At 42.8% G+C, this 10,881-nt stretch carries 7 protein-coding genes and 1 tRNA gene; 4 read left to right on the forward strand and 4 right to left on the reverse strand.

Features of this window, described 5'->3' with window-relative positions:
* Positions 1-2: 2 nt before the first annotated feature.
* The 4 genes from ACT3QQ_RS04270 (at position 3) to ACT3QQ_RS04285 (ending at position 4,696) form a co-directional block, all read left to right on the forward strand.
* On the forward strand, positions 3-2,321 hold the full coding sequence (locus tag ACT3QQ_RS04270) for an NADP-dependent malic enzyme (RefSeq protein ID WP_444527052.1): 2,319 nt from the start codon (positions 3-5) through the stop codon (positions 2,319-2,321).
* 171 nt (positions 2,322-2,492) lie between these two features.
* Positions 2,493-3,674 (forward strand): tRNA nucleotidyltransferase, encoded by a 1,182-nt coding sequence (locus tag ACT3QQ_RS04275; RefSeq protein ID WP_444527053.1) that lies wholly within the window; start codon positions 2,493-2,495, stop codon positions 3,672-3,674.
* A gap of 37 nt (positions 3,675-3,711) precedes the next feature.
* Positions 3,712-4,524: a pteridine reductase gene (locus ACT3QQ_RS04280; RefSeq protein WP_444527054.1), complete on the forward strand. Its 813-nt coding sequence runs from the start codon at positions 3,712-3,714 to the stop codon at positions 4,522-4,524.
* 95 nt (positions 4,525-4,619) lie between these two features.
* A tRNA-Ile gene (locus ACT3QQ_RS04285) sits at positions 4,620-4,696 on the forward strand.
* 170 nt (positions 4,697-4,866) lie between these two features.
* Here ACT3QQ_RS04285 and ACT3QQ_RS04290 read toward each other — a convergent pair.
* The 4 genes from ACT3QQ_RS04290 to ACT3QQ_RS04305 form a co-directional block, all read right to left on the reverse strand.
* Positions 4,867-6,264 carry an FAD-binding oxidoreductase gene (locus ACT3QQ_RS04290; protein ID WP_444527064.1) on the reverse strand — a complete coding sequence of 466 codons (1,398 nt, stop codon included), beginning with the start codon at positions 6,262-6,264 and terminating at the stop codon, positions 4,867-4,869.
* Between the two features lie 141 nt (positions 6,265-6,405).
* Positions 6,406-7,833, reverse strand: a complete 1,428-nt coding sequence (gene hglS, locus ACT3QQ_RS04295) for a 2-oxoadipate dioxygenase/decarboxylase HglS (RefSeq protein WP_444527055.1) — start codon at positions 7,831-7,833, stop codon at positions 6,406-6,408.
* Positions 7,834-7,933: 100 nt separating this feature from the next.
* The gene (locus tag ACT3QQ_RS04300; protein WP_444527056.1) at positions 7,934-9,211 is read right to left on the reverse strand and encodes a 2-aminoadipate transaminase; all 1,278 of its coding nucleotides are present in this window, start codon (positions 9,209-9,211) and stop codon (positions 7,934-7,936) included.
* 277 nt (positions 9,212-9,488) lie between these two features.
* Positions 9,489-10,400: a LysR substrate-binding domain-containing protein gene (locus ACT3QQ_RS04305; RefSeq protein ID WP_444527057.1), complete on the reverse strand. Its 912-nt coding sequence runs from the start codon at positions 10,398-10,400 to the stop codon at positions 9,489-9,491.
* Positions 10,401-10,881 lie beyond the last annotated feature (481 nt).

The raw sequence follows: 10,881 nt of genomic DNA on the forward strand, positions 1-10,881 counted from the left end.
TTATGAATGACGATACCACTTCGAATACGGATAACCTCAGTACAGAAAAAGAGCAGTTTGAACAAGCCGCTCTACATTACCATGAGTTTCCACGCCCAGGTAAAATTTCAGTAACCCCTACTAAGCAGCTAGCCAACCAACGCGATTTAGCACTTGCCTACTCTCCAGGCGTTGCTGTACCTTGTCTTGAGATCCAAAAGGATCCAAAGCTTGCTTCTAAGTACACGGCACGTAACAACTTAGTTGGTGTGATCACTAACGGTACTGCTGTACTGGGTCTGGGTAATATCGGTCCATTGGCGTCAAAACCAGTTATGGAAGGTAAAGGAGTTCTATTCAAGAAGTTTGCAGGTATCGACGTTTTTGATATTGAAATTGCTCAAAATGATCCAGACAAGTTCATCGAAGCGGTTGCTTCACTTGAGCCTACCTTTGGTGGTATCAACCTAGAAGATATCAAAGCACCAGAATGTTTCAAAATTGAGCGTGTACTACGTGAGCGTATGAACATTCCTGTATTCCATGATGACCAACATGGTACGTCAATCATCGTTGCCGCAGCAATGCTAAACGCTTTGTTGATTACTGGCAAAAAAATCGAAGAGATTAAAATTGTTTGTTCAGGTGCAGGTGCAGCAGCTATTTCTTGCTTAGATATCATTTGCGCACTTGGTGTTAATAAGAACAACATCATTGTTTCGGACTCACGCGGTATCATTAGTACTAGTCGTGAAAACCTTGATGAAACCAAACAACGTTATGCTCGTGATACTACGGCTACTTCTATCGAAGAAGTAATGGACGATGTTGATATGTTCCTAGGCTTATCAATGCCAGGTACGCTATCAGAAGATATGGTTCGCCGTATGGCAAAAGACCCTATCGTCTTTGCACTTGCTAACCCAACACCTGAAATCATGCCAGAGTTGGCACATGCGGTACGTCCAGACGTTATTATGGCAACCGGTCGTTCAGACTATCCAAACCAAGTAAACAACGCGCTATGTTTCCCATATATTTTCCGCGGTGCATTAGACGTTGGTGCGACTACTGTCAACGAAGAGATGAAAGTCGCTTGCGTAAAAGCAATCGCTGCGATGGCACACGTTGAAGCCACGCCAACGACCAGCGCTAGAAACATTGAGAAAATGCAAAGTTTTGGTCGTGACTACCTAATCCCAGGCCCTCTAGAGCCAAACCTAATTATTGAAATTGCATCTGCTGTCGCCAAAGCAGCAATGGATTCAGGCGTTGCTACTTTACCTATCGATGACATGCAAGTATATCGTCAGCGTCTATCAGAGTTTGTTTACAACTCAGCGTTTGTCATGAAGCCAATCTTTGCTCGTGCAAAATCTGCTCCAAAACGTATTGTTTACTGTGAAGGTGAAGACAACAATATCCTACTTGCTGTGCAAGTGGTTGTTGATGAGAAGCTGGCAGACCCTATTCTGGTTGGTCGTCCTTCGGTCATTGCAGCGAATATCGAAAAACTGGGCTTGCGTCTCAAAGATGGCGAGAATATTACCATTGTCAACGTTGATGATGATCCACGCTACAAAGACTACTGGCAGGGCTACTATGAAAAAAATAAACGTCGCGGTGTGAGTATTGAGCTTGCGCGTCGTGATGTTCGCCGTAAGACGACTTTGATTGGTTCTTTACTGGTCGAAAACGGTGCGGCTGATGGTATGGTATGTGGTACGTTTGGTCATTATCAATTGCACTTAAAATATGTTGAAAGCGTCATTGGTAAAAAAGAAGATATGAACGATTTTTATGCGATGAATGCTGTACTCATGCAAGATCGTAATATTTTCATTGCAGATACTTATATCCACGAAGATCCAACTGCTGAACAATTGGCTGAAATGACAGTCTTAGCAGCTGAGCAATTACGTCGCTTTGGCATTACCCCACGTGTCGCGCTAGTGTCTCATTCTAACTTTGGTGCTTCAGATCGCGTTAGCGCTGTCAAAATGCGCAAGGTATATCAGCTACTAACAGATATGAATGTCGACTTTGAGTTCGATGGTGAGATACAAGGTGATGCCGCGCTAAATGAGAATATTCGTCTCAATCATATGCCATCAAGCCCACTAAAAGGTGCAGCCAACCTGCTTATCCTACCAACACTCGATGCCTCAAACATCGCCTTCAACTTGCTTAAAACAGCTACTAGCAGTGCTTCTATTGGACCTATCTTATTAGGTACTAATAAGCCGGTACATATTTTGACGCCGTCAGCGACAGCACGTGGTATCGTTAATATGACTGCTTTGGCCGTCACTGAAGCTCAAGACCTAGAAAACGAAAAATAGTCTATATCGTACGCAGTATGACTGCACGATCAAGAAGGGCTCTGTCATCCATTGACGGGGCCCTTCTGCTATACTAAAACCAGTCAATGCAACTTATAAAGCATTGGCTGTTTTTTTGACTCATAAAAATTGAGCTGATGATATAAAACTAAATAATAATAAGAGGCTTCTATGCAAATTTATCTTGTGGGCGGTGCTGTACGCGATCGACTACTCAAGCGTCCTATTAAGGACAAGGACTTCGTCGTCGTTGGTGCTACGGTTGCAGAGATGATTGATGCAGGGTTTCAACAAGTGGGCGCTGACTTCCCTGTGTTTTTGCATCCGACCAGTCATGAAGAGTATGCATTAGCACGTACAGAGCGCAAGCAAGGCTCAGGCTACAAAGGTTTTAGCGTACATGCCAGTCCTGATGTTAGTCTAGAGGATGATTTGCGCCGTCGTGATTTAACGATCAATGCAATGGCAATTGAAGTTACCAGCTTGACTGACGACACTCCCATTAACGGACAAGTCATCGACTATTATGGCGGACTACAAGACTTAAAAAGCAAGACGTTGCGTCATGTATCCACTGCTTTCAGCGAAGACCCATTACGAGTGCTTCGAACAGTTCGTTTCTATAGCCGTTACTACGACTTGGGCTTTACCATTGCCGATGACACTTTAGCGTTAATGCGTCAGCTAGTCGATTCAGAAGAGCTTTCTCATTTGAGTGCAGAGCGTATCTGGCAAGAATCAAGCCGTGCAACCCTGCAACTATCACCGCAAGTCTATTGGCAAAAACTATTTGAAATTGGTGCACTGACAGAATATTTCGCGCCCTTGCATCATGCTTGGAATGATGTTCATATAAGGGAAACGGTGCAGACAGCGTTATATTTTGCAGGTCAGATGCATTTGAATTTATCGCAGCGCTGGGCGCTACTAATGACTAGCCTGTCTTCATCATTATTTAATAGCGAAAACTCTGAGTCTACCTCTAACGTATCGACTGCTATAAAAAATATTAACGCTATCGGTAATAAAGCCAAAGTCCCAAAAGCACATACGCAGTTCGCAACTTTATTCGCTCAACAGGCTGAAAAATTAAGCAAAATAAACAGTCTAAATGCCGCTGAAAAAATCGATCTAATCCAAACCTGCGGTGCGCATAAGGAGCCTGACAAGCTCTCTCAACTACTGGTGTGCAGTCATGTCTTGCAGCTAGCAACACAGCATCGTCAAATGATGCTAGCGCTAAACAGCTTTCACGCTATTGGTATGACGGATATTACGCCAGACCTGAAAGGCCCCGCTATCGGTGCGGCCTTACGCCAAAGTAGGATTGAACACTTGCAAGCGCAACAATGATATAGACACGCACCCTAGAGAAAAAAGTATTATTGCTATGAACCAAAAAATTAATGCCTGCCAAACAGAAAATACAAATAACCAAACGCCCGTGATGCTGGTCACCGGTAGTGCTAGGCGCATTGGGGCAGCTATTGTTAAAGCGGCTCATAGTCAAGGCTACCACGTTATCATTCACTGTCACCGTAGTGAACAAGATGCAGACAACTTAGCTGATCAGCTAAACGACATCCGTGCTAATAGTGCAAAAGTTATCGTTGCTGACTTAGCGATAGTCAACGATGGCGCGGCTTTAGAGAGCTTTATTGAACATATTTTAAAATCATTTGGACAGCTTGATGTACTAGTGCATAATGCTTCGCGGTTTTACCCTAGCCCACTTGGCAGTATTGATCGCACACAGTGGGATGAGTTATTTTTAACCAATGCGAAAGCGCCTTTATTATTAAGCCAAGCCCTACTGCCCTACCTTAAGCGGCAACAAGGCTGTATTGTCAGTTTATTGGATATACATGCTCATGATAGGCCGTTTAGCAATTATACTGTCTATAACATGGCAAAGGCTGCGCATCGAATGATGGTACAATCTCTAGCGCTAGAAATGGCGCCAGAAGTACGTGTCAACGGTGTAGCACCTGGAGTCAATATTTTACCTGACCCTACTAGCGACCAAGCAATAGATGAAACACAACAACTAGATATTATCCGCTCCATTCCTATGCAGCGAATCGGTACACCTAATGAGATCGCTCATAGCGTTCTGTATTTGGTGCAAGCCCAATATGTCACTGGTGAGATAATTACTGTTGATGGTGGACGTAGTCTGACCATGGCTGGTGGTCATCTTTAATATAAAGATACGGTTGAATAAAAAATATCTTGATTACTACCCATTTTTCACTTGAAAAATTAAAAAAATCAGGTATCATTGTGCGTCTAACGTTAGGGCCCATAGCTCAGTTGGTTAGAGCAGAGGACTCATAATCCTTTGGTCGTAGGTTCAAGTCCTACTGGGCCCACCATATTTAAGATATATCATTGAGGATTTCCAAAAAATTGGAAGTCCTTTTTTGTTGAGCATTATTTTCTATCGATATATAAAAGCTAATAGTAGGTATATTGCAAAGCCAAAAAAGACGCTAGCCTTTCGGTGTAGCGTCTTTTTATTTGAGATAAGCGTGTAAAGTGCTCATCACATATCAAAAATCTTCCCACGGTTCATAATGTTGTTTGGATCAAACACTTTCTTAACTTCTTTGAGATACTCAATCTCAGTCTCACTACGGCTGTAATTTAGATAAGGCTTTTTCGTCATACCTACACCATGCTCGGCAGATACTGAACCGCCATATTTTTGTACGGTCTCAAATACGTATTTATTGACGACCTGACACTCAGCAAAGAAATCATCTTTGCTCATACTTTCAGGCTTTAAGATATTAAGGTGCAAGTTGCCATCGCCGATATGACCGAACCAGCAGACTTCAAAGTCAGGATAGTTGCTGCTAACAATGTCATCAATCTCTACGATAAAGGTCGGTACGTGACTGATAAGGACAGAGACATCGTTCTTATAAGGGGTGAATACTGAAATAGTCTCTGAGATATACTCACGTAGCTTCCACAGCTCTTCAGCCTGCGTGAGGTTTTGGCTCATCACACCATCGACAACCCAGCCTTGTTCCATACAGTGCTCAAATATAGCCATGGCTTTGTCCATGATAGGCTCATATGGTGCCTCAAATTCTAATAGCGTATAAAACTTGGTGCGTGACTCAAAAGGTTCTTGTACTTGACCGTGTGCCATCAGCTTATCAATCGCCACATCGTCAAAGAACTCAAAGGCCGTCAAATCAATTTGCGCTTGAAACGCTGCCAGTACATTCATCACATCATTGAAGCTGTCCATACCAAGTACCATGACGTTTAAGTCTTGTGGCTGACGCTCAAGTTTGATCTTCGCATGGGTGACGAGACCGAGTGTCCCTTCACTGCCGATGAACAGTTGACGCAGGTCATACCCAGTGGCATTCTTTACCATACCGCGATTCAATTGTAAGATGTCACCTTTGCCTGTGACGACAGTTAATCCCATTATCCATTGACGGGTCATGCCATAGCGAATGACTTTGATACCGCCCGCATTGGTGCCGATATTACCACCGATTTGACTAGAGCCTGCTGAGGCAAAGTCGACAGGGTAGTATAAGTCTTTCGACTCAGCGAATTCTTGCAACTGCTGAGTGACGACACCAGCTTCAATTTCGACCATCCGGTCTGCAGGGTAGAACTGTCCGATATGGTTCATTTTATCCATACTGACGACGATTTCACCATTGGCAGCGACTGCACCAGCAGATAGACCGGTACGACCACCACTTGGGGTGAGGACGACGTTGTGCTCATTGGCAAGCAGTACGATAGTTTGTACTTGTTCAGTAGTCTTTGGAAAGACGATGGCAGCAGCAGCAGGAGAAAAGTGTTTGGTCCAGTCTTTACCCCAATGCTCTAAGCTCTCAGCATCTGTCTTGATTTGGCTGGGATCGAAATTATGATTTTGTTGCAACTTTTGTATGATAATATTAACCACCCCTTGTGAGAGGCTTGAAAAATTATTCACCAGATATGTTCCCTACGATAGTAAATAAAAACGCATTAATAGCTGCCGCTATTTTTATCAATAGTGACACAGAGGTTTTGCTATTTTGAGCCGACTATATGTGTTTAACTCTTATGCCGTCTTTTGCAAAGCAATAAAACAATCTTGTAGACTCTGAGCTTGGGTCGTCTCATACAAAGCCAACTCATCTTGAACATGAAAACCCAGTGCTTTTTCAAACTCTTGTTGATTTGAACTTCCCTCATAACTACTTTGTTCATTATCACGTAGATTCGACTGAAAAATTCCTGCCGCACTCACGGGTAAAAAATCTTCGTAAACAATAGGCTCAATACGTATCACGTTTTTTTCGATCAGCTCGACAATCGCGGATTTGGACTCAGCCGTCTCCAAGCTCGTGAGTTGCAAGTCAGTATTGCTGTTATCCACTGGTTGATAATAAAAATACGCCAAACCTTCTTTATGTAGCGTTTGATAATCATCAGGAAATGCGGCAAATGTCGCCTCTAAAATCTGATAATACTGTGAAGCATTAACTTCATTTGGGGTCATACCTAGCTGTTCACGAGCGTCACTCAGCAGTTTGTCATATAGTGCTCGACCCTTTGGCGTCAATGCCACACCGCGCTGCTCAATCTCACCAAAGCGTGCCGTATGTTGGCCTTGCTCATAGCTACTTTGTCCTGCATCGGCCAACGTATTCTTAAAGCAAACCGCTTCTTCTAATGCCTTAAAACTCGTTTGTCTTAATAAAATCGGGCAATTTCGTTTTGGTGGCCCTTCGATGATTGCTTTTGGCGGTATCCCTCTTGCTTGCATGCTACGCTGTACAGAATCAATGTCTAACGTTCGAGGTGTTAGGTGGTTGATATGCGGGCCTTTGAACCCGACCACATCAGCGATGAGGCCATGTTGCTGCAACAGTTTTTCATACAGCCCCTTTGACACAGAAGTACTGTCATGCCAGCGAAACGTTTCTAGTGCCTCAACGACGAACTGCTGGCCTGCTTGCTCACTCAATCCACCTTGTGCTTCAAAAGACTCGATAAGCTCGATAACAGTATCAGTAAAGATATTACGGCGTGCTAATGCTGCTACAGCCTCTTCTTTGAGCGTTTCATCACCAATGAGATCTAATCGTAATAATGAGGTAAATACTCGAAAGGGACTTTTGCTCAATGACTCTGCATCAGTCGCTCGAAATGCGGTGGAGTGTACGGGCACGCCAGCAGGGGCCAAATCATAGTATCCCACAGGATACATACCCATCACCGCAAACAATCGACGCATCATACTAAGCTCAGCAGCAGTACCTACTCTAATGGCTCCATGGCGCTCCATACTAAGCCTATCCATTTCGCCAGTATTCTCAAGCTGTGCTTTAAGGTCAGGTTGAACAGCTAAAACCTCGCTGTTCACGTCAGTGACCAAATCAATAAGATCACCATATAACGGAACTTCTGCCTGGTACATTGCTGACATGGCCACAGAAAACTGATGGCGAATATCATCACTGCTCATAAAATTGTGATTACTCATAGATATTTATCCTTGTTTATCTCTACTGATAAGGTCAAATATGGGTTTGAAACCCATTTATCATTCATTGTTTACCATTACTAGCAACTAAGTAGTGTACTTAAGACCAGTCAGCTGGATTCTGATCAGGAATCGTACGTAATACATCTCTTAAAATATCAAGACCAGCTTGTAGTGTTTCAGGCTCAATGGTCAGTGGCGGTAACAATCGAATGATATGACGGTGCTTGCCACTTGGCATGAGCAATAAGCCTCGCTTTCGCGCTTGAGTAAGTATGTGAGTCATCACATTAGGATGAGATCCATACTCCACATGACGCAGCTCAATACCGCGCATTGCCCCAATACCTGTGAGACCATACAACCAAGGAGAAACATCTTCCGTCTGCCATTGCGCGATACTTGTTTCAATTACTTGCGCATAGTGCTTAGCAGATACCCATACATCATCCTCTTGCATGATGTCTATCGTGGCATTTGCCGCTGCACATGCCACTGGGTTACCAGAGTATGTACCGCCCAAACTGCCTTTAGGCAGGCCATTTATGACACTGGCCTTACCTACAACCGCACCTAAGGGCAAGCCGCCTGCAATACTTTTGCCTAGCAGTATCATATCTGGCTCAATGCCTAAATGTGAAAAGGCGAATGGTGAGCCAGTACGCCCATAGCCTGATTGAATCTCATCCATAATCAATAAGATACCGTGATCATCACAAAAAGCGCGCAGGTACTGAGCAAAAGAGGTCGACATTAATTGAAACCCGCCTTCCCCTTGTATAGGCTCTGCGATAATCGCACCAATATTATTGATGTCAGTTTCTACTTCAAACAAACGACTTAGCGCATCGATTGCTTGTTGGTCACTAATCTCATTGTCTGGACTGGGGAAAGGAATATGGTAGACACTACCAGCTAACGGCCCCAACCCTCGCTTGTAAGGGGCAACCTTGCCATTTAGATTAACAGCAGCCAATGTACGGCCATGGAACCCGCCATCAAAAGCAACGACCCCAGTACGCTTGGTTTTGAGACGGGCAATTTTTATGGCGTTTTCCGTGGCTTCTGCACCAGAATTAGTCAGCATGCCTGATAACTCACCACTGATAGGAATGAGCTCGCACAATCGTGGCATGAAGGTTTGATAGGGGGTATGAGCAGCTGCATTGTAGGCATAATGAATGAGCGATTGGGTTTGATTGATAATGGCTGTCACGATGTGAGGATGGCAATGTCCGAAGTTCAAGACCCCAATGCCACCCAAAAAATCGATGTAGCATTGGTCATTATTGTCCCAAACTTTTGCATTCTTACCTTTGATTAAAGTGATGGGATGCACCATCGTAAACGCATCAGTGACATTGTATAACTTATCCATTAGGAGTCTCTTATCTTCCTTAAATGTGACCCTCATTTCAGCAAAACCTGATGCACTCAGCAAACGAATAATAGTTGTGCTTTCATTCCTTTTTGTCATTGTGAGAAAAATTTAATGCCAAGATAAAAAGACCCAAACATAAATGCACATCCAATCAAAGTCTTATAAGGCCTTTCAGCAAACTCCAGTTCAACGCATTTGCATTTTCCATTGCAGATTATCTATAAGTATTTATCTGACTAATCAGCATGACTCGTTTTTAACGGTTCAACTTATCCTAGGTTTCAAGATAAGCAGATATCCAATTTACAATGACTTTTATTCTGTGTGACTCACCGAGAGACAAAGGATAAGTCATATAGTAGGACCCTCTACCTTTTACCGTATAATCCCATGCTCTGATAAGCGTACCTGACTGCAACTCACGTTCTACCAAACGTAGTGGTACAAGCGCAATACCGTATCCCAATAACGCTGCTGATATACATGCCTGAAACGTATCAAATCGTGGGCCAATGAATGTACTATTAACACTAATCTCTTGTTGTTCAAAATATTCGTACCATGCGTTCAAGCGCGAATTAAGATGCAACAAGGTATAATTCGCAACACCGTTAGTAAAGGGCTTATTATCCTGTAAATAGTCAGGATGACAAACAGCCACACTATATTCATCAAACAGTTTAATCGCCTCCATTCCACCCCAGATTCCCGTACCATATAGAAAAGCAATATCGACGTTTTGGTCTTCGGAGAAAAAAGGTCCAACCTGTTCTTTGATCTCTAAATTAATCAAAGGATATGCTTTATCAAATCCGCTCAAAGCAGGAATTAACCAGCGCGAACAAAACGTTGGGTGCGATACAATTCTCAATACCTCAGTATTATCATTATGAGATACCAAATTAGTAGTCGCTATCTCAATATATTTCAGTATGTCGAGCACGTCTAAATAGTAGGTTTTACCAGCAGGCGTCAATGAAATTTTCTGCGGTGTTCGATAAAACAACGCAATATTTAATACTTCCTCTAGCTGGGCTACTTGTTTACTAATAGCACTCTGGGTCATATGCATCTCTTGCGCTGCGTTAGTAAAACTTAAGTGTCTAGCAGCTGATTCGAAACATTGTAAGGACTTTGTTGATGGGTATTTCCTAAAATCTAGCGAACTGTTGGTATCCGTTTTCATAGCTTATTTTTAAATCCAAGACGGTAATGATATTTTTTAATTAATTGCTCTATAGTCCGTTAGAAATATAAAACGCTAATTCTGTATGAGTAAGAAAAAAAGGAATGGTTGCAATAATTTAATTCGCTTGTTCCAGTAATTGTAGGTGTTTAGTATCTTTACCTTAAGGAATAATTCTAATATTACACGTCTGAAAACTGATAACAGTCGCATCAAACAAAAGCGTTTGAATCATACAGGATTGGACAATGGAATGTCTAAAATCAATATATTCTCTTGTCATCTCGATATGCCTTGCCAGCAATCAGTAACAGATAGTATAAATAACAGGAGATAATAATGGGAATAATTTGGCGTTGGTATACCAGTATGTCATTCATGGTAAAAATGACAGGTGGCTTTTTGATAGGTATTTTTCTGGCCTTGGTACTGGGCGAGCATAGTAGTGTTTTATCACCGCTTGGAACCCTGTTTTTAAACT

It is taken from the genome of Psychrobacter sp. AOP7-A1-24, assembly GCF_052376235.1.
GTDB lineage: Bacteria > Pseudomonadota > Gammaproteobacteria > Pseudomonadales > Moraxellaceae > Psychrobacter.